This window comes from Phaeobacter sp. CAU 1743 (assembly GCF_039839315.1).
Lineage (GTDB): Bacteria > Pseudomonadota > Alphaproteobacteria > Rhodobacterales > Rhodobacteraceae > Phycobacter > Phycobacter gallaeciensis_A.
Window position 1 is genome coordinate 117162 of sequence record NZ_JBDOQR010000002.1, and the last position, 19595, is coordinate 136756.

Consider the following 19595-nt stretch of genomic DNA (forward strand, 5'->3'; position numbering starts at 1 on the left):
ATTCCGCCGGTGCCGCCGGAGGGTGTCGCATTCGTCGGTGACTTGAACCCTTCCCCGGGTTATGCTGCGCCCAAAACGCCAGTGGCGTGAGGCAAAAGAGCATGTCCAGATACGATAGAATGGCGGGGCGCAGCACCCGCCTGCTGAACCGGTTATATGCCTGGCGGGCGCGCAAGCAGCCTGCGGCGACGGGATTCGTATCGCAGCCTGAACCCCGCACCATCGGCAGCTTCGCCCGCGGGCGGCAGCTGGTGGCGGGCAACCTGCTGCTCGCGGGGTATCTGGTCGAATCGACAACCACGGGTCTCTGGGAAGTCACGGCACCGGACGCCGCCTTTGACGCCGAGCGGCACGGTTTTGCCTGGCTCGATGATCTGGCGGCGGTCGGCGATATCAAGGCCCGCGTCAAGGCGCAGAACTGGGTCTGGGGTTGGATCAAGGCGCACGGGCGCGGCTCGGGGCCCGGTTGGTCGCCGGATCTGACGGGACGGCGCGTGATTCGATGGATCAACCATGCGATTTTCCTACTGAACGGCAAGGAACGTGCGGAATCTGAGGCCTTCTTTCGCTCGCTATCGCAACAGACATGGTTCCTGGCCCATCGCTGGCAGGGGGCCACGCCTGGCCTGCCACGCTTCGAGGCGCTGGCGGGGCTGATCTATGCGGGGCTTGCCCTTCAGGGGCAGGAGGCGCTGGCTGATCCCGCCATCCGTGCCCTGAGCGCAGAATGCGACCGGCAGATCGACGCGCAGGGCGGGTTGCCGACCCGCAATCCCGAAGAACTGCTTGAGGTCTTTACCCTTCTGACCTGGACTGCCGCGGCCCTGCACGAAGCTGGGCGCAGCGTGCCAGCGGCGCAGACCGCGGCCATTGAGCGGATTGCACCGACGCTGCGCACCCTGCGCCACAGCGATGGCGGGCTGGCACGGTTCCACGGTGGCGGCCGGGGGCTGGAAGGCTGGCTTGATCATGCGCTGGCGGCCAGCCACGTATCGGCGCGCCCGGTCGAAGGGTTGGCGATGGGCTATGCCCGCTTGTCGGCACGCCGGACCTCGGTGGTGATTGACGCGGCCTTGCCACCGCAGGGGCGGGCCTCGGCTAACGGTCATGCCTCCACCCTTGCCTTTGAACTGACCTCGGGGCGGCGGCCTTTGATCGTCAATTGCGGCTCGGGAGAGACCTTTGGTCTGGAATGGCGCCGCGCCGGGCGGGCCACACCATCGCATTCGACCCTGTGCCTGGAGGGCCATTCCAGCGCCCGGCTGGCACCGCCCAGTCGCGGCACCGGTCAGGAGGAACTGGTTGGCGGCCCCACCGACGTGCAGATTCAGCTGGAGCAGCTCAGCGATGGCAGCCGGTTTCAGGGCGGCCATGACGGATACGCGCGCGAATTCGGTCTGACCCATGCGCGCACGCTGGATCTGGGCTTTGACGGGCGCGCGCTAGCGGGCGAGGACATGCTGGTAGCGCTGGATGAGGCGGCCGAGCGGCGCTGTTCAAAGGCGCTGGACAGCCATGGAGAACGCGGGATCGGCTTTGATATCCGCCTGCATCTGCACCCGGAAGTGGATGCAACCCTTGACTTGGGCGGCGCGGCGGTATCCATGGCGCTCAAGAGCGGCGAAATCTGGGTTTTCCGCCACGACGGCACCTGCGAATTGAAGCTGGAGCCGGGCGTTTACCTGGAAAAGACCCGCTTGAAGCCGCGTGCGTCAAAACAGATCGTTCTATCTGGCCGGGTCATCGACTATGCAACCCGCGTCCGGTGGACGCTCAGCAAGGCACAGGAAACTGCCGAAGCCGTGCGCGACCTGAACCGGGACGACCCCGAGATTTTTGATTGAGCCTGCAAAGGACCGCCCTGCCATGACCGATCTTCACCCCGTACGCCGTGCGCTGCTTTCCGTATCCGACAAGTCCGGTCTGATTGACCTTGGCAAATCGCTGGCCGAGCGTGGCGTCGAGCTGCTGTCCACCGGCGGCACCGCCAAGGCGCTGCGCGATGCGGGGCTGGACGTGAAAGACGTCTCGGACGTCACCGGTTTCCCGGAAATGATGGACGGTCGCGTGAAGACCCTGCACCCGATGGTGCATGGCGGGTTGCTGGCGCTGCGTGACAACGACGCCCATGTGGCGGCGATGAACGAACACGGCATTGGCGCCATCGATCTTCTGGTGGTGAACCTCTACCCGTTCGAGGCGGCACTGGCCCGTGGTGCGGATTACGATGAGATGATCGAGAATATCGACATCGGTGGTCCGGCGATGATCCGCGCGGCCTCCAAGAACCACCTGTTCGTCAACGTGGTGACCGACGTCGAAGACTATGACGCCCTGCTGGCCGAGCTGGACGCGAACGACGGTCAGACCTCTTATGTTTTCCGCCAGCGTCTGGCGCAGATCGCCTATGCTCGCACTGCGGCCTATGACGCTGCTGTCTCCAACTGGATGGCAGGTGCGCTGGAGCTGGAAGCACCGCGTCGCCGCGCCTTTGCCGGTGAGCTGAAGCAGACCCTGCGCTATGGCGAAAACAGCCACCAGAAAGCAGCCTTTTACACCGATGGCTCGAACCGTCCGGGTGTTGCCACCGCCGTGCAGCTGCAGGGCAAGGAACTGTCCTACAACAACATCAACGACACCGATGCGGCCTATGAGCTGGTGGCCGAGTTCGATCCGGCTGAAACCGCTGCCGTTGCCATCATCAAGCACGCCAACCCCTGCGGTGTGGCGCGTGGAGCTACCCTGGCCGAGGCTTACCAGAAGGCATTCGATTGCGACCGCACCTCTGCCTTTGGTGGCATTGTGGCGCTGAACCAGCCGCTGGACGCCGAAACCGCCGCCAAGATCACCGAGATCTTCACCGAGGTGGTAATCGCGCCGGGTGCCTCGGATGGGGCGAAAGAGATCTTTGCCGCCAAGAAGAATCTGCGCCTCTTGCTGACAGACGCGCTGCCCGATCCGCGCAAGGCGATCACCGCCTACAAGCAGGTCTCTGGCGGTGTTCTGGTGCAGGACAAGGACGTGGGATACATCGGCATGGACGATCTGAAGGTCGTCACCGAAAAGGCCCCGACGGATGAGCAAATGCAGGACCTGCTGTTCGCCTGGAAGGTGGCCAAGCACGTGAAATCCAACGCCATCGTTTATGTCAAAGGCAGCGCCACCGTGGGTGTCGGCGCCGGCCAGATGAGCCGCCTGGACAGCGCCAATGTGGCCGCCGCCAAGGCGCAGCGCATGGCGGATGAACTGGGTCTGGACGCAAGCCTGGCCAAAGGTTCTGCCGTGGCCTCCGATGCCTTCTTCCCTTTCCCCGACGGCCTCTTGGAGGCTGCGGCTGCTGGCGCCACCTGCGTGATCCAGCCGGGCGGTTCGATGCGGGACGATGAGGTGATCAAGGCGGCCAATGACGCCGGGCTTGCCATGGTCTTTACCGGCATGCGCCACTTCCGTCACTGATCAGCGGGAACCAAGCGGAAAATGGCAGTGCGTATGATGTTCTGGGGCGCGTTCTGGGCCTTTCTTCTGGATCAGGCCAGCAAATATCTGGTGATTCACTGGATGGGCCTGTCCCAGCGCCAGAGCATCGACGTGCTGCCGCCGCTGTTGAATTTCCGCTATGGCGAGAACACCGGCATTAACTTTGGCCTGTTCGATGGCGGCGAGGATACGGCGCGCTGGGGGTTGATCGGCCTCTCGCTGCTGATCTGTGCCGTGCTGGCCATCTGGATTCGCCGCTCGCATCGCCGCGCGCGCTGGATGGCGTTGGCGGCGGGGCTGGTGATCGGCGGCGCGCTGGGCAATGTCGCGGATCGGCTACTCTATGGCTATGTGCTGGATTTCCTCAACATGTCCTGCTGCGGAATCAACAATCCCTTCGTGTTCAATATCGCCGATGTGTTCATCTTTGCCGGTGCCATCGGGCTGATCCTGTTCGACCGGAGCGCAAAAAAGCCCGCGTGACCTCGGGTGCAATATGCGTTAAAAGCGCAGGGAAACTGGCAGGAGTAACTGGGAATGCGGATCCCTTTCGGCATGATTGTTCTGGTAGGCGCGGTGGCCGTCGCGGGCTGCTCGCAAAAAGGTCTGCGTGATATTCGCAAGACCGGGACCGGGCCGGATGAATTCCTTGTGCTACCGAACAAGCCGCTGAACGAGCCCGCAGATTACAGCAGTCTGCCGGAACCAACACCGGGCGCAGGCAATATCGCTGATCCGACGCCTCAAGCCGACGCGGTCGCGGCGCTGGGCGGCAAGCCCTCTGCGCTGGTTCCCGGACAGGGTGTATCCTCCTCGGATCTGGCACTGGTCAGTGCCTCCAGCCGCTATGGCGTGTCGCCAACGGTGCGTCAGGAGCTGGCCGAGGAAGACGCCAAGTTCCTGAAGAAAAAGCGTATCACCGGGCGGATCCGCCTGTTCCCTGTCGACCGCTATGAGCAGATCTACGCCAAGCAGACGCTGGACCCGTTCGAGACAACCGAACAGTTCCGCCGCGCGGGTGTGGCAACCCCTTCTGCGCCGCCGCCAAGCGGAGAGTGAGCGGCGCCTCTGCTGCGCAGCTTGACTGGATGGCCGTCCGCCGGGCGGGTTAGCACGTTCACAATTTTGACAATTCGCTATCGTGACAGGGCGCCTTGTCTCCCTGCGACCTTGGCTTAGGTTGCGGTTCGTCAAGACATCCCCAATATGGGTAGGACTATGCCGGGTGCGCTGGTGGCTGTCTTTGCACAGCCCGACAGGCCCCGGATGTGACGGACAGAGGCAGCATGTCTTTGGAGAAATCTATTGGAGGACGCCGCATGATCCGACGGATCGCACTGGCCGCCATCGCTGTAACCGCCGTTCTTGCCGCGCCGCTGCGCGCTGCAGAACCGGCTGAGGACATGGTGACGGCCTTTACCCTTGAAAATGGCATGGACGTGGTGGTGATCGAGGATCACCGCGCGCCAGTGGTTCAGCATATGGTCTGGTACCGCGCCGGATCCGCGGATGAGCCGCCGGGTCAGTCCGGGGTCGCGCATTTTCTGGAGCACCTTCTGTTCAAGGGCACCGACAAGATGGAGCCGGGAGAGCTCTCGGCGACGGTGGCAGCCAATGGCGGCCGGGATAATGCCTTCACCAGCTATGACTACACCGCCTATTTTCAGCGCATCGCGGCGGACCGGCTTGAACTGATGATGCAGATGGAAAGCGACCGTATGGTCAATCTGCGCCTCAGCGAGGAGGAGATCGTCACCGAGCGTGAGGTGATCCTGGAAGAGCGCAACCAGCGCACCGACAGCGATCCGCGGTCCCTGTTCCGCGAACAGCTGAGTGCGGCGCAGTATCTGAACCACCGCTATGGTCAGCCGGTGATCGGCTGGCGCCATGAAATGGAGACGCTGGACAGGGAGGACGCACTGTCCTTTTACGGAACCTATTATGCGCCCAACAATGCCATTCTGGTGGTTTCGGGCGATGTGGAACCCGAAGAGGTCCGACAGCTGGCCGAAAAATACTACGGTGTGATCCCGGCGAACCCCGACCTGCCGGAACGGTTCCGCAGCCAGGAACCACCGCAGACGGCAGAGCGGCGCATGGTCTATCGTGATCCACGCGTGGCACAGCCCTATGTGCAGCGCTCTTATCTGGCGCCGGAACGCAACAGCGGCGCGCAGGAAAAGGCGGCGGCACTTTATCTGCTGGCTGAACTGCTGGGGGGCGGCAATACCTCCTATCTGGCCAATGCGCTGCAATTCGATCAGCAGCTGGCGGTCTATACCGGTGCCTTCTATTCGGGGGTGTCGCTGGACAAGACCAGTTTTTCCTTCCTTGTCGTCCCGGCCGAGGGTGTTGGGATGCAGGAGGCTGAGGATGCGCTTGACGCAACCTTTGCGCGCTTCCTTGAAGAGGGTGTCGACCCCGATCAGCTGGAGCGGATCAAACTGCAACTGCGCGCGGCGGAAATCTATGCGCGCGACAATGTGGATGGGATCGCCAATCGTTATGGTCAGGCGCTGACCTCCGGGTTGACGGTGGAGGACGTGCAGGAGTGGCCCCATATCCTGCAATCGGTCACCGCGGATGAAATCATCGCCGTCGCCCGTGAAGTGCTGCAGCCCGAGGCGTCGGTCACTGGCTGGATGGTGCGCGCAGATGAGGAGGTCACCCAATGACGGGATTTGCCATGATACGTGTCGGGCTGGTCGCCTGTTTTGCCCTTCTGATCTCTGTGCTGCCGGTCAGCGCCGAGATCCGCATCAAGGAAGTCACCTCGCCCGGGGGCATCACCGCTTGGCTGGTCGAGGATCATACGATTCCCTTCACCGCGCTTGAGCTACGGTTTCGCGGTGGCACTTCGCTGGATGCCCCGGGCAAGCGTGGCGCCATCAACCTGATGACGGGCCTTCTGGAAGAAGGCTCCGGCGAGATGCCGGCGCAGGACTATGCCCGTGCGGTCGAAAGCCTTGCGGCCAGTTTCTCTTATGACGCGGATAAGGAGGCGGTGTCGGTCTCTGCCCGCTTCCTGACCGAGAACCGGGACAAGGCCATCGACTTGCTACACCAGACTCTGGTGACGCCACGGTTTGATCAGGACGCTCTGGACCGGGTTCGGGCGCAGGTTCTGTCCGGCCTGCGGTCGGACGCTGAGAACCCCAATGACATCGCCGGGCGTGCCTTTTCCAAGATGGCCTTTGGCGATCACCCCTATGGTTCGGACGGCTCGGGCACCATCGATACCGTATCCACCCTGACGCGGCAGGACATGTTCGATGCACATGATGCGGTCTTTGCCCGCGACAGGCTGTTTGTCAGCGCCGTGGGGGATATCGACGAGGCCGCGCTGGGCACCTTGCTCGACACGCTTCTGGGTGATCTGCCAGAGACTGGCGCACCGCAGCCGGGTCCGGCAGCGGTCACGATCGAGGGCGGAACCACCGTGATCGATTATGACACGCCGCAATCCGTTGCGCTGTTCGGGCATGTGGGGATCGACCGGGAAGATCCGCGGTTCTTTGCGGCCTATATCATGAACCAGATCCTGGGCGGCGGTTCCTTCGAAAGCCGCCTGATGACCGAAGTGCGCGAAAAGCGCGGCCTGACCTACGGGGTTTATTCCTATCTCCTGCCGCGTGATCTGGGCTCTGTGTACATGGGCTCGCTCGCCTCGGCCAATTCCAAGATGGCCGAAGCGGTTGCGGTGATCCGAGAAGAATGGAGCCGTCTGGCAATGGAAGGCGTTACCGAGAAGGAATTGCAGGATGCCAAGACCTATCTGACCGGGGCCTATCCGTTGCGTTTTGATGGCAACGGCCGCATTGCCTCGATCCTGGTGGGGATGCAGCTGGACGGCATGCCGATTGACTACGTGCGCACCCGCAATGACAAGATCAACGCGGTCACTCTGGAAGAGATCAACCGTGTCGCCTCGGAAGTGCTGCAACCGGACAATCTGCATTTCGTGGTTGTGGGGCGGCCGGATGGATTGAAAACCGGCGGCTGAGCCTTGCACTTTCCCTGAAATGACAACGGGCCGGAGAGAGATCTCCGGCCCGTTTTGTTTCGGCATGCTATCCGGCGTTATTCGCCGTAGGGCACCCAGATGTTCTTGATCTCTGTCGCCGCCTCCAGGAACCGGCGGCTGTGGTCCGTGTCCCAATCCAGCGCGGTGCCATTGTTGACCCATGTGCGTTTGAGATTGCTGGCGGACGCCTTTTCGATCTCTGCCGACAGATCGGTGGAGGAAAAGCTCCAGACCGCATCGACGTTCATATGCGATGCCAGCGGCCCTGCCAGATCGACATGACTACCGGTCAGGATATTGACCACACCTGCGGGCACATCCGAGGTGTCCAGCACCTGATAGAAATCAGTTGCCGCCAGCGGGAAGGGCTCGGAGGCGGTCAGCACCACCCGGTTGCCCATGGCGATGGCGGGCGCCATCACCGAGACCAGACCCAGAAGTGGCGCCTCATCCGCGCAGAGCGCGCCGATCACGCCAACGGGTTCCTTCATCGCCAGCGCCACGCCGCGGATCGGTACGCCATGCACCTGACCGTCGTATTTGTCGGCCCAGGCCGCTGCGGTGAACAGGCGCTGGATTGAGGCTTCGACCTCCTTGGTGCCGCTGCGCCGCCCGGTCATGTGGTCGATGCGAAGGGCGAATTCCTCGGCCCGGGCCGAGAGATTCTCGCCGATATAATAAAGGATCTGCGCGCGCAGATGGCCGGTGGTCTTGGCCCAGCCCTTGGCCCCGGCGGCGGCCTCGACCGCGTTGCGCACATCCTTGCGGCTGCCAAGGCCGACATAGCCGAGAATGGCGCCCGATTTGTCATGCACCGGGCGGGAATATCCGCTGTCGGGGCGGGCCTGCTTGCCGCCGATATACATCTTGGCGGTGCGGTCGATGGGATCGGCGCCGCTGCCCTGACCGGTGAAGCCTTTGACCTGCGCCAGCGCCTTGGGTTTGCCGCGGGGTTTGGTATAGGCCGACAGCCCTTCCCAGCCTCCTTCGCGGCCAAAGCCGCTTTCGCGCACGCCGCCAAACCCGGCAGCGGCATCGAACATATTGGTGCCATTCACCCAGACCACGCCGCAGGCCAGTTTCGGCGCGATATCAAGGGCGAGGTTGACGTTCTCGCTCCAGACACTTGCGGCAAGCCCGTAATGGGTGTTGTTGGCCAGCTCGACCGCCTCGGCCGGGGTGCGGAAGGTGCAGGAGACCAGCACAGGGCCAAAGATTTCTTCCTGCATCAGCCGGTCGGCGGGGGTCAGCCCCTCGATCAGAGTTGGGCGGAAGAAACAGCCTTCCTCGGGCATGTCCACCTGCGCCTGATAGGTTGCGCCTGCGTCATTTGCGGCGACCAGATCGGTGATCGTTTTCAATTGCACCGGGTCCACCACGGCGCCCACGTCGATGCATTTGTCCAGCGGATCGCCAAGGCGCAGCTTGTCCATGCGGGCGCGCAGTTTGGCGTGGAACCTCTCCGCGATGCTTTCCTGCACCAACAGGCGCGAACCGGCGCAGCAGACCTGCCCCTGGTTGAACCAGATCGCATCCACCAGCCCTTCGACAGCTGAGTCGATGTCGGCATCATCGAAAACGATGTAGGGCGACTTCCCACCCAGTTCGAGTGTCAGCGCTTTGCCGCTGCCTGCGGTGGCTTCGCGGATGCGTCGGCCCACCGCGGTCGAGCCGGTAAAGGCGATCTTGTCCACATCCGAGGCCACGATCATCTCGCCCACGGCGCCGTCGCCGGTGACGATGTTCACAACGCCCTTCGGCAGACCCGCCTGACGGCAGATGTCTGCAAACAGCAGCGCGGTGAGAGAAGTATACTCCGCCGGTTTCAACACCACCGTGTTGCCCATGGCGATGGCAGGCGCCACTTTCCACGCGAGCATCAATAGTGGGAAGTTCCACGGGATGATCTGACCGCAGACCCCAAGGGCGGCGCGGTCCGGCAGTTCGCTTTCCATCAATTGGGCCATGCCCGCGTGATAGTAGAAATGCCGCTGCGCCAGCGGGATATCGATGTCCCGGCTTTCGCGGATCGGTTTGCCGTTGTCCATGGTTTCAAGCACGGCAAACAGGCGGCTGTGTTTTTGGAGCAGGCGCGCGATTGCATAAAGGTATCTGGCGCGGCCGGGCCCGCCCAGTTTCTCCCACTTGGGCTGGGCGCTGCGGGAGGCGGCGACGGCGGTGTCCACGTCGGTCTGCGTCGCCTGGGTCAGGGTCGCAAGCACCTCTCCGGTGGCGGGGTTCTGGCTGTTGAAGCCATCACCGGGCGCGGTGAAGGCGCCATTGATGAAATGGCCGAACCGGTCGCCCTGATCGACAAGCCAAGCCAGTGCCTCGGCGGCACTTTCGGGAGCGGGTCCATAACTCATGGTATCAAAGATCTCTTTCACGGTCATTTCAGCACTCCTCAGCCCATCGCGTGGCGGTAGCCCGCAGAATAGGCGCCGGTGACATGGTGTTCGAGCTGGCGTTCGATATCGCCCAGCAGTGAAGAGGCGCCAAAGCGGAACAGGTCGGGCTGCAGCCAGCGGTCACCCAACTCCTCCTTGATCAGCGACAGGTAGACCAGCGCGTCCTTGGCCTTGGAAATACCGCCGGCGGGTTTATAGCCGACGCGGTAACCGGTGCGTTCGTGATAGTCGCGGATGGCGCGGATCATCACAAGGCTGACCGGCAGGGTGGCATTGACGCTTTCTTTGCCGGTAGAGGTCTTGATGAAATCGGCGCCCGCCATCATGCAGATCATCGAGGCGCGCGCGACGTTGCGCAAGGATCCCAGTTCACCGGTGGCGAGGATCGCCTTTACATGGGCATCGCCGCAAGCGGCGCGGAAGGCTTTCATCTCATCATAAAGCGCCTGCCAGTTGCCACTCAGAACGTGGCGGCGCGAGATCACGATATCGATCTCATGGGCGCCCGCCTTGACGCTTTCCTCGATCTCGGCAACGCGCAGATGGAAGGGCGACAGCCCAGCCGGAAACCCGGTGGAGACCGCTGCGACCGGAATGCTGGTGCCCTTGAGCGCGGCAACCGCCGGGGCGATCATGTCGTGGTAGACGCAAACGGCGCCGGTGGTGATATCCGGGGTGCCAAGCGCCTGTAGAATGTCCGCGCGCACGGGCTGGCGCGCCTTGGCGCACAGGCGGCGCACCCGCCCCGCGGTATCATCGCCGGAAAGCGTGGTCAGGTCGATGCAGGTGATCGCCTTCAGCAGCCACGCAGCCTGATAGTCTTTCTTGACGCTACGGCATCCGGGCAGCGTCGCACAACGCCGCTCAATCGCCGAAGTATTGGCCTGCAGGCTAAGCGCCCAGTCCAGATCCAGCTCCATGCCGGGATTGCGCGGCTCACCGACCTGCGGCAGCTGCGCGTCGCCCGCGGCATTGGCCTGATTGCTTTGCGCGGAGATGTGGCTTTCCATTGCGGGGATCCTCACCAAAGTTCTGCGCGAAAGTCGCACGGGTGCGGCATCTTGGCAAGCAAGCCGCCTGCTTTCCGTGCAGTAAATTGACCGTTTGGAAAAACCGGCTCCCTTTGTTGAGAATAATTCGCATTTACATTGACAGTTTTGAGAATCGTTCTCATATTGCCTTCAACACCGGCCTGAAAACCGGCATGAAGGAGAACGAGGATGAGAGTTTCGCTCAATGGCCTGATGCGGCTTGCGCTGTTGCTGGTACTGCCGCTGACACTGGCCTTTGCGGCGGGTCGCGCCGTGGCCGAGGCACCGCTGAAGATCGTAGCCACCACGGGCATGATCGCGGATGCCGCGCGTCAGGTCGGCGGTGATGCGGTTGAGGTGCGCGCCCTGATGGGGCCGGGGGTCGATCCCCACGCCTACCGGCAGACGCGGTCGGATATCGTGGCGATGACCCGGGCGGATCTGGTACTGTATCACGGTCTTTACCTTGAGGCGCAGATGGAAAGCTTCCTGCACGATCTGTCCCGCAAGCGGAATGTGGTCGCGGTGGCCGAAGGTCTGCCAAAGGATCTCTTGCGGGCCCATGACGATTACGAGAACAAGTTTGATCCGCATGTCTGGATGACGCCGAACCTGTGGAAACGGGTGGTGATGGATATCGCCGCGGTGCTGAGCGAAGCCCGCCCGGCCGAGGCGCAAACCTTTGCGGCCAATGCTCAGGCACATCTGGCGGATCTGGACCGGTTGATCGCCTACGCGAGCAAAACGCTGGAAACCGTGCCGGAAAACAACCGGGTGCTGGTCACCGCACATGATGCCTTTGGCTATTTTGGCCGCGATTTCGGCTTCGAGGTGCTGGGCATTCAAGGCATCTCGACCCAATCCGAAGCGGGTCTGAACCGGATCGGTGAACTGGTCGATCTGCTGGTTGATCGTCAGATCTCGGCGGTCTTTGTCGAAAGCTCGGTCTCGGACCGTTCCATGCGCGCCCTGATCGAAGGTGCGGCGGCGCAGGGCCACGAGGTGCAGATCGGGGGTGAGCTGTTCTCGGACGCGATGGGCGCCGACGGCAGCTATGAGGGCACCTATCTAGGCATGCTGGACCACAATGTGACCACCATCGCCGGGGCGCTGGGCGCAGATGTGCCAGAGCGCGGCATGGATGGCAAACTGTCGGCGGGGCTTTGATCATGACACAGACAGTTGAACTGGTGCGCGATACCGAGGCAGACATCGTATCGACTTCCCCGGAAAACAGCCCGCTGGCCATTCGCGGCCTCACCGTTACCTACGGAGAGAAACCCGCTGTATTCAGTGTCGACATGACGGTCGAGCCGGGCAAGATGACGGCCATCATCGGACCCAACGGGGCGGGTAAATCGACCCTTCTGAAATCCGCACTTGGGATCGTGCCGCCGGTGTCCGGCCGGGTGCAGGTCTTTGGCCGCCCATTGGAGGCAATGCGCGCCCGCATCGCCTATGTGCCGCAGCGCGCCAGCATCGACTGGGACTTCCCGACCCGTGTCATCGACGTTGTGATGATGGGGCTCTATCGTGAACTGGGGTTGCTGGGCCGGATCCGGGGTCATCACCGGACCGTGGCGCGCGATTGTCTGGATCGGGTCGGCATGGGCGATTTCGCCGACCGCCAGATCGGCCAGCTTTCGGGCGGCCAGCAGCAGCGGGTGTTCCTGGCCCGCGCACTGGCGCAGGATGCGGACCTGTACCTGCTGGACGAACCCTTTGCCGGGGTGGATGCGGCGACAGAAAAGGCCATCATCACCGTCCTGAAATCCCTGCGTGCTGCGGGTAAGACGGTTGTGGTGGTGCACCACGATCTGGCCACCGTCGCGGAATATTTCGACAATGTCTTTCTGATCAACACCCGAAAGGTTGCCGAAGGCCCGGTCGCTGAGGCCTTTACCGCGGAAACCCTGCAGGCCGCCTATGGCGGGCGCCTCGCGACGGCGCAGATCGATCAGCTGGCGGCGGCAAAGGTCTGATCCCATGTTGATGGACGCGCTTTTCCTGCAATTGGGCTACAACGCCACGTTGGTCTCCCTTGGGGCGGCCCTTTTGGGCGGCGCAGCGGGTATCACCGGCACCTTCCTGTTTCTACGCAAACGGGCGCTGGTCAGCGATGCGGTCAGCCATGCAACCCTGCCCGGTGTTGCCATTGCCTTTTTGGTGATGGTGTTCCTGGGCGGTGACGGGCGCAACCTGGCCGGGCTGCTGCTGGGGTCTGCCGTGTCGGCGGCGCTGGGCCTTTGGTGCATGAACTGGCTGACCCGCAACACCCGTCTGGCCGAGGATGCTGCCATCGGCGCGGTCCTGTCTGTATTCTTCGGGTTGGGGATCGTGCTGTTGACGGTGATCCAGACGCTGGGCGTTGGACGGCAGGCGGGGCTTGAAGGCTTCCTTCTGGGATCGACCGCCGGCATGCTGTTCAGCGATGCGATGATCATCGCCGCAGGCAGTGCAGCGGCCCTGCTGGTGATCCTCCTGACGCGGCGACCGATGATGATGGTGGCCTTCGACCCCGAATATGCCGCTGCGCGCGGCCTGCCGGTGCACCGCATCGACCTTTTGATGATGGGGCTCGTCATGGCTGTGACCGTGGTGGGGTTAAAGATCGTCGGCCTGATCCTGATCGTCGCCCTGCTGATCATCCCCGCCGTCACCGCGCGTTTCTGGACCGAGCGGTCGGACCGTGTCGTGGTCTACGCGGGGCTGGCGGGCGGTGCCTCTGCCTATGTCGGCGCGGCGATTTCCGCCTCGGCACCCAACCTGCCGACCGGGCCGATCATCGTGCTGGTCAGTTTTGTGCTCTTTGCCCTGTCCTTGCTCTTTGCGCCCGGGCGCGGCGTGCTGGCAGCGGTGCTGCGCCACCAGCGGTTCCAGCGCCGGGTGCATCTGCGGCAGGGATTGCTGGCGCTGGCACAGGGGCAACCGATCTACGAACCGCTGACCCTGCGGCTGTTGCGCCGCGCTGGATTGGTGCGCGCTGACGGAGTGGCCACCGACAAGGGACGCGCCCGCGCCGCCAAGGCCCTGCGCGACGAAAAACGCTGGGAACTGGTGCGCAGTGATCTGGCACATGAGGCAGCTGCCGCGCTTTATGACGGGCTGCGCGAGATCGAGACCGTGCTGACCCGCGATCAGATCAGCGAAATCGACCGCCGTATCGGCGGCCCGCAGGAGGTTCCCGCAGGATGATGGGCTCTGAATTCGTTCCCCTTTCGCTGACGCCGCTGCTGATCGGTACATTTGCCGCCGTGGCCTGCGCGCTGCCGGGCAATTTCCTGCTGCTGCGCCGACAGGCCCTGATCGGGGATGCCATCAGCCATGTGGTGTTGCCGGGCATCGTGGTGGCCTTCCTGCTGACCGGAGCGATTGCGGCCGGGCCGATGCTGCTGGGCGCGGCGGGTGCAGCCGTCACCGCTGTCATCCTGATCGAGGCGGTGCGCCGTCTGGGCCGGATTGAGCCGGGCGCGGCCATGGGGGTGATCTTCACCACCATGTTTGCCGCCGGTGTGCTGCTGCTGGAACAGACCGATACCTCCACCGTGCATCTGGACGTGGAACATGCGCTTTATGGTAACCTCGAAAGTCTGATCTGGCTGGATGCTACCGGCTGGTCCTCTCTCTGGGATGCCGAGGCGCTGCGCTATCTGCCGCCGGAGTTGCCGCGCATGGGGCTGACACTGCTGGGCGTGGTGGCCTTCATCGCGCTGTTCTGGCGGGCGCTGAAAATCTCGACCTTCGACGAAGGCTTCGCCCGCACGCTGGGGATCCGCACCAATCTGCTGGGACTGGCGCTGGTGGTCACCGCTGCGGTGGCGGCGGTCGCGGCCTTTGATGCGGTGGGCTCGATCATCGTCATCGCCATGTTCATCTGTCCGCCCGCGGCCGCGCGGATGATGACCAACCGGCTGGAGGCGCAGGTCGGCTGGAGCGTCGTCTTTGCGGTGCTGTCGGCGGTGCTTGGCTATGTTCTGGCGGGCTATGGGCCGCTGTGGCTGGGCGGTACGGATGCGGTCAGCGCGGCGGGCATGATCGCTGCCGTCTCGGGCATGATCCTGGCGGTGACGGCCCGGTTCGGCCCTTGCCGCCGCCGCGCGGGGGCGCCTGCCGGAGGGTAATCCGCCGCTGCCTCGCGCGCTTTGCGGGTGGCAGAATCGAAGGGCTCCATGCTAAATTTTGCGGTATGAGCAGCCCAGACCCCCAAATCCGCGACAATTCCCGCCCCGTCATCCGGCAGCTGGAGGACAGCGCCATCAACCGGATCGCGGCGGGTGAGGTGATTGAACGCCCCGCTTCGGCCGTGAAGGAACTGGTGGAGAACGCCATCGACGCAGGCGCCACGCGGATCACGGTGGAGATTGCCGATGGCGGCAAGACCCTGATCCGGGTCACCGATGATGGCTGCGGCATGACGCCCGATGATCTGCCGCTGGCCTTGTCGCGCCATGCTACCTCGAAAATCGACGGATCGGACCTGCTCAACATTCACACATTCGGGTTCCGGGGCGAGGCGCTGCCCAGCCTGGGTGCTGTGGGACGCCTGACCATCACCAGCCGCGCCGCAGGCAATGATGCGGCGCAGATCCGCGTTGCTGGCGGTGGCATGGAGCCGGTGAAACCCGCCGCCCTGCGCGCGGGCACCGTGGTCGAGCTGCGCGATCTGTTCTACGCCACCCCGGCGCGGCTGAAATTCATGCGCACAGACCGGGCCGAGGCGCAGGCGATCGGCGATGTGATCAAGCGCCTTGCCATGGCCGAACCCTCTGTTGGCTTCACCCTGCGGGATGTGTCCGGCGGCGGCGAGGGACGCGTCACCTTCCGGGCCGATCCCCTCTCCGGCGATTTGTTCGATGCGCTGCATGGGCGGCTTGGCTCGGTTCTGGGGCGGGAGTTTGCCGAAAACGCGCTGAAGATCGACGCCACCCGCGAAGGTTTGCGGCTTTATGGCTACGCGGCGCTGCCAACCTATTCCCGCGGCGCGGCGGTGGCGCAGTTCCTCTTCGTGAACACGCGCCCGGTGAAGGACAAGATGCTGACCGGCGCCCTGCGCGCGGCCTATTTCGATTTCCTGAGCCGGGATCGCCATCCGGTGGCGGCGCTGTTTATCGATTGCGATCCGACCCTGGTCGATGTGAACGTGCACCCCGCCAAATCCGAGGTCCGCTTCCGCGATCCCGGGCTTGCCCGAGGGTTGATCGTCTCGGCCCTGCGGCACGCACTGGCCGAGGCCGGGCATCGCGCCTCCACCACCGTGGCTGGGGCGACGCTGGGCGCCATGCGCCCCGAACAGGCCACCCCGCAGTCGGCGCCACATGTCTACCAGATGGACCGCCCGTCGATGGGCGCCCGCACGGCGGCCTATAGCGCGCAGCGACCGGATTACGTGCCGGTGCCGCCCTATCAGCCCTCTCCGCCGCCGCAGAGCCAAGGCTTTGCCGAGATGCGCAGCGCCTTCAGCGGTCAGACCATCGAAGAGCCCGTGCAGCCCGCGGAACCGGGCATGCAGGAGGCGCAGGCCGAGGCCCTGCCATTGGGCGCAGCGCGCGGCCAAGTGCACGAGAATTACATAATCGCCCAGACCGCCGATGGCATGGTGATCGTCGATCAGCACGCCGCCCACGAGCGGCTTGTCTATGAAAAGCTGAAGCGGCAGATGGGTGAAAACGGCGTCGCGGCGCAGGCGCTGCTGATCCCGGAAATCGTCGAACTCTCCGACAATGACTGCGCGCGCCTGCTGGCGGTGGCGGATGAGCTGAGTAAATTCGGTCTTGGCATCGAGGCCTTTGGTGGCAACGCCGTGGCGGTGCGGGAAACCCCTGCAATCCTCGGCGAGGTCAACGCCGAGGCCATGGTGAAGGACATCTTGGACGAGCTGGACGATCAGGGCGAAAGCCAGCTGGTGCAGGCGCGGCTGGAGGCGATCCTGAGCCGGGTGGCCTGCCATGGTTCGATCCGTTCCGGGCGGCGCATGCGCGGCGAAGAGATGAATGCCCTGCTTAGGGAAATGGAGGCGACGCCCCATTCCGGCCAGTGCAACCATGGCCGTCCTACCTATGTGGAACTGAAACTGGCCGATATCGAACGTCTTTTCGGACGCACGTGATGGACAGCATGGAGGAGGCCATAGCAGCCATGGATCAGGTCGGGCCGCTGGCCCTGATGGCGGGCGGCTTTGCGGCGCTGCTGATCCTGCTGCTGTTCCTCTCCATGCGCGCCTCGGCCCGCGCGGCTTCGGCGGTGGCACCTCTGGCGCAGCAGATGGAATATCTGGGCCAGTCTGTGCAGCAGCTGCGCGGCGGTTTGCAGCATGTGTCGGACATGCAGGCCAATGCGCAGGTGCAGATGGTGCAGACGGTCGAGGCACGGCTGACGGATGTGCAGCAGCATATGAACGATAGGCTGGCCGACAATGCCCTGCGGCAGGCCCGCGCCATGGCCGAGATGCAGGAACGCATGCAGGAAAGCCTGCACGGCAGCGCCAAACGCACGGTGACCTCTCTGACGCAGTTGCAGGAGCGGCTGGCGACCATCGACAAGGCGCAGGACAATATCACCAAACTGTCGGGCGATGTGCTGAGCCTGCAGGATATCCTGTCGAACAAGCAGACCCGGGGCGCCTTTGGTGAGATCCAGCTGAACGACATCGTCTCAAAGGCACTGCCTGCGGATGCCTATACGCTGCAGGCGACGCTCAGCAACGGCAAGCGTGCCGATTGTCTGGTGCATCTGCCGAACCCGCCGGGGCCGATCGTGATCGACAGCAAATTCCCGCTGGAACCCTATGAGGCGTTGCGCCGAGCCGAAACCCAGGATGAGCTGGCCTATGCGGCGCGGCAGATGAAAACGGCCTTGCGGGCGCATATCCGGGCAATATCCGAGAAGTACATCATTGAGGGCGAAACCGCCGATGGTGCGATCCTGTTCCTGCCTTCCGAAGCGGTCTATGCCGAGCTGCACGCCAATTTCACTGGCGTGGTCCGCGAAGGGTTTGCGGCGAAGGTCTGGATCGTCTCGCCCACCACCTGCATGGCGACGCTGAACACCATGCGCGCGATCCTGAAGGACGCTCGCATGCGCGAACAGGCGGGGGCCATCCGCAGTGAGCTGGGCCTCTTGCACCGCGATGTGGAACGGCTGGGCGAGCGCGTCGGCAATCTGGATCGGCATTTTGCGCAAGCGGCCAAGGACGTCGCCGAGATCAAGATCAGCGCAGATAAGGCCGGGCGCCGGGCGCAGCGGCTCGACAACTTCGACTTTGAAGAGATCGACCAGGGGGCGGATCCAACCGGGACCGTGGTCCCGCTGGAGCATCCAGAGAGATGAGGGGCAGCGCAGCGGACCGGGAGTTGTGGCGACAGGCTGAGGTGGAGGCCGAGCGCGTCGTCTCAGTTCTGCGGATCGGGGTGTCGCTGGGGCTGTTGCTGATCTTCTTTCTCACCGTCTGGGACAATGTTGAAACCGTGGAAAGCTACCTGCGTCGGCAATGGCTCTTTGCACTGGCAACCATGTTTTCCTACCTGCTGCTAGGACTGTTCACCCTATGGCGCGCGCGCCGGGGGATGTTTCGCGGCTGGATGATCTGGACCGGCGTGACCTTGGACTGCGCCTTCCTTCTGGTGAATGCCTGGGTGGGGCTTGAGAATACATCCCTGCCGGGGGGCGTGACCTTCCTGCTGCCACCGATCTGGCTGGTACCGGGGGTGCTGGCCTTTGCGGTTCTGCGGTTCAACCCGTATCTGCAAGCTTATACGGTGCTTCTGATCGTCACGGGCCTGTCACTGATGGTCTTCTGGCAGCCCGAACAGGTGCCGGTGCAGGCAGCGGAGCGGGCACTGTTCCTGTTGTCCTTGCCTCCTAATATCATCCGCATTTCCATGATTGCCTTGGCCGGCATTGTTCTTGTCGTGGCCGCCTACCGGATGCGTGGGCTTTTGCACCGCTCGATCACCGAGGCGCAGGCGCGCACCAATCTGACCCGCTACCTGCCCGCCCAACTGGCCGGGCGCCTGGCGGGCGGCGGGCTGGAGGAGTTGCGACAGGGGCAGCGGCAGCAGATGGCGGTCCTGTTCATCGACATCCGCAGGTTCACTAGCTGGTCCGAGGGGCGCGATCCGCAGGAGGTCAGCGCCTATATCACCGAATTCCGCCGCCGGGTGCAGCGGGCTGCGGCGTGCAGCAACGGCTTGATCGACAAATACATCGGCGATGCCGCGATGATCCTGTTCGAAGGTGAGGACGGGGCGCAGCGAGCGCTCGATTGCGCCGGGGCGCTGGATGAAGAACTGCAGCGCTGGACGGCCTTGCGCCTGGAGGCGGGGGAAGGGCCTGTCGAGGCGGGGATCGGCCTGCACTGGGGCGAGGTCTTCTCCGGCGTGGTCGGCAATGCCGAGCGTTTGGAATACAGCGTCTTTGGCGATACAGTGAATATCGCGGCGCGGCTGGAGCAGCTGACACGGCAGGCAGATGCCCGGATCATCGCCTCTGCCGCCCTGTTTGACGCAGCTGGAGCAGAGCCCGCGCGCGACGGCTGGATTGCCCTGCCACCGGTGCATCTGCGCGGGCGCAGCAGCGGGCTCGACATCTTCGGATGGGGGCAAGGCGGCTTTGCCCCAGATCAAAGACCCGGAGAGGACACTGCTGTCTGATACCGGT

The 19595-nt window shown here is 63.7% G+C and carries 15 protein-coding genes; 13 read left to right on the top strand and 2 right to left on the bottom strand.

The window, feature by feature from the left end; translation table 11 throughout:
- Window positions 1-101: 101 nt before the first annotated feature.
- The 6 genes from AAFO90_RS01415 (at window position 102) to AAFO90_RS01440 (ending at window position 7480) form a co-directional block, all read left to right on the top strand.
- The gene (locus tag AAFO90_RS01415) at window positions 102-1844 is read left to right on the top strand and encodes a heparinase II/III family protein (protein ID WP_274829843.1); all 1743 of its coding nucleotides are present in this window, start codon (window positions 102-104) and stop codon (window positions 1842-1844) included.
- A gap of 22 nt (window positions 1845-1866) precedes the next feature.
- Window positions 1867-3456 carry a bifunctional phosphoribosylaminoimidazolecarboxamide formyltransferase/IMP cyclohydrolase gene (gene purH, locus AAFO90_RS01420; protein ID WP_347508267.1) on the top strand — a complete coding sequence of 530 codons (1590 nt, stop codon included), beginning with the start codon at window positions 1867-1869 and terminating at the stop codon, window positions 3454-3456.
- A 21-nt stretch (window positions 3457-3477) separates the two neighbouring features.
- Window positions 3478-3960, top strand: a complete 483-nt coding sequence (gene lspA / locus AAFO90_RS01425) for a signal peptidase II (protein ID WP_347508268.1) — start codon at window positions 3478-3480, stop codon at window positions 3958-3960.
- A 54-nt stretch (window positions 3961-4014) separates the two neighbouring features.
- Complete coding sequence (locus AAFO90_RS01430; protein WP_065271805.1) at window positions 4015-4536, top strand: DUF3035 domain-containing protein; 522 nt, start codon at window positions 4015-4017, stop codon at window positions 4534-4536.
- Window positions 4537-4796: 260 nt separating this feature from the next.
- The gene (locus AAFO90_RS01435) at window positions 4797-6152 is read left to right on the top strand and encodes a pitrilysin family protein (RefSeq protein ID WP_274838140.1); all 1356 of its coding nucleotides are present in this window, start codon (window positions 4797-4799) and stop codon (window positions 6150-6152) included.
- Between the two features lie 11 nt (window positions 6153-6163).
- Complete coding sequence (locus tag AAFO90_RS01440) at window positions 6164-7480, top strand: pitrilysin family protein (protein ID WP_347508290.1); 1317 nt, start codon at window positions 6164-6166, stop codon at window positions 7478-7480.
- 77 nt (window positions 7481-7557) lie between these two features.
- Here the strand turns inward: AAFO90_RS01440 and AAFO90_RS01445 are convergent, their stop codons facing one another.
- Both AAFO90_RS01445 and deoC read right to left on the bottom strand, forming a co-directional pair.
- Complete coding sequence (locus AAFO90_RS01445) at window positions 7558-9894, bottom strand: aldehyde dehydrogenase family protein (protein ID WP_347508269.1); 2337 nt, start codon at window positions 9892-9894, stop codon at window positions 7558-7560.
- Between the two features lie 11 nt (window positions 9895-9905).
- Window positions 9906-10919, bottom strand: coding sequence for a deoxyribose-phosphate aldolase (gene deoC, locus AAFO90_RS01450; protein ID WP_347508270.1), 1014 nt, complete (start codon window positions 10917-10919; stop codon window positions 9906-9908).
- Window positions 10920-11153: 234 nt separating this feature from the next.
- Here deoC and AAFO90_RS01455 point away from each other — a divergent pair, with 234 nt between their 5' ends.
- The 7 genes from AAFO90_RS01455 (at window position 11154) to AAFO90_RS01485 (ending at window position 19588) form a co-directional block, all read left to right on the top strand.
- The gene (locus AAFO90_RS01455; RefSeq protein ID WP_274838167.1) at window positions 11154-12107 is read left to right on the top strand and encodes a zinc ABC transporter substrate-binding protein; all 954 of its coding nucleotides are present in this window, start codon (window positions 11154-11156) and stop codon (window positions 12105-12107) included.
- 2 nt (window positions 12108-12109) lie between these two features.
- Complete coding sequence (locus AAFO90_RS01460; RefSeq protein ID WP_274867981.1) at window positions 12110-12922, top strand: metal ABC transporter ATP-binding protein; 813 nt, start codon at window positions 12110-12112, stop codon at window positions 12920-12922.
- A 4-nt stretch (window positions 12923-12926) separates the two neighbouring features.
- On the top strand, window positions 12927-14135 hold the full coding sequence (locus AAFO90_RS01465; RefSeq protein ID WP_347508271.1) for a metal ABC transporter permease: 1209 nt from the start codon (window positions 12927-12929) through the stop codon (window positions 14133-14135).
- Window positions 14132-15061 (top strand): metal ABC transporter permease, encoded by a 930-nt coding sequence (locus tag AAFO90_RS01470; RefSeq protein ID WP_274829836.1) that lies wholly within the window; start codon window positions 14132-14134, stop codon window positions 15059-15061. Before AAFO90_RS01465 ends, AAFO90_RS01470 begins: the two co-directional genes overlap by 4 nt.
- Before the next feature lie 65 nt (window positions 15062-15126).
- Window positions 15127-17046: a DNA mismatch repair endonuclease MutL gene (gene mutL / locus AAFO90_RS01475; RefSeq protein WP_347508272.1), complete on the top strand. Its 1920-nt coding sequence runs from the start codon at window positions 15127-15129 to the stop codon at window positions 17044-17046.
- Window positions 17046-18266, top strand: coding sequence for a DNA recombination protein RmuC (rmuC, locus tag AAFO90_RS01480; RefSeq protein WP_347508273.1), 1221 nt, complete (start codon window positions 17046-17048; stop codon window positions 18264-18266). The genes mutL and rmuC overlap by 1 nt, the downstream gene beginning before the upstream one ends.
- Window positions 18263-19588, top strand: coding sequence for an adenylate/guanylate cyclase domain-containing protein (locus AAFO90_RS01485; protein ID WP_347508274.1), 1326 nt, complete (start codon window positions 18263-18265; stop codon window positions 19586-19588). Before rmuC ends, AAFO90_RS01485 begins: the two co-directional genes overlap by 4 nt.
- The last annotated feature ends 7 nt before the right edge of the window (window positions 19589-19595 follow it).